This window comes from Enterobacter sp. MF024 (assembly GCF_005843915.1).
Lineage (GTDB): Bacteria > Pseudomonadota > Gammaproteobacteria > Enterobacterales > Enterobacteriaceae > Enterobacter > Enterobacter barmai.
The window spans coordinates 1-440 of the sequence record NZ_VCBB01000035.1 but is presented as its reverse complement, the minus strand read 5'-3'; the positions used below and the strand labels follow the sequence as shown (position 1 = coordinate 440).

At 61.6% G+C, this 440-nt stretch carries 1 protein-coding gene; it reads right to left on the bottom strand.

Translation table 11 applies throughout. The annotated features are described in order from the left end of the window. On the bottom strand, window positions 1-440 hold a 440-nt coding region (locus tag FFB58_RS22810; protein WP_138371072.1), incomplete at both ends, for a carbohydrate porin.

The window sequence follows — 440 nt, the reverse complement described above, 5'->3', positions numbered from 1 at the left end:
TTCATGCCGTGAATTTTGGAGGTGGCCGCGTAGTTGCCCTTGTCCCCGGTGCCGGAGCCGCCGGTACAGGTGATGCGCGACGGGTTGGCCTCATCGTCCATCACTTCCGGGCTGCAGGATTCGACCGCCGCCACGGTGGCCACGTCAAACTGCACGCCGCCGATGTCGAAGTTCTTTACCCCGGCGCCCTGGCCGTCGTGGTTCATCCAGAAGTAGTCGTTGATGCCCTGCTGCGGACGCTGATGGAAGTCACGCCCCGCCCAGATATAGGCGTTCGGGTTGGATTCCAGAATGTTGGTCACCCCCGCGTAGGCTTTTTTCAGGTTAACTTCGTCGCCCCAGTGGTCGATCATCACGTTGACGTCCCAGATGGCGCCGTTCTCGCCCTTGAAGGCCTTGGAGAGCTGGAACTCGCCGCCGTTGCCTTCGTTACCCAGACG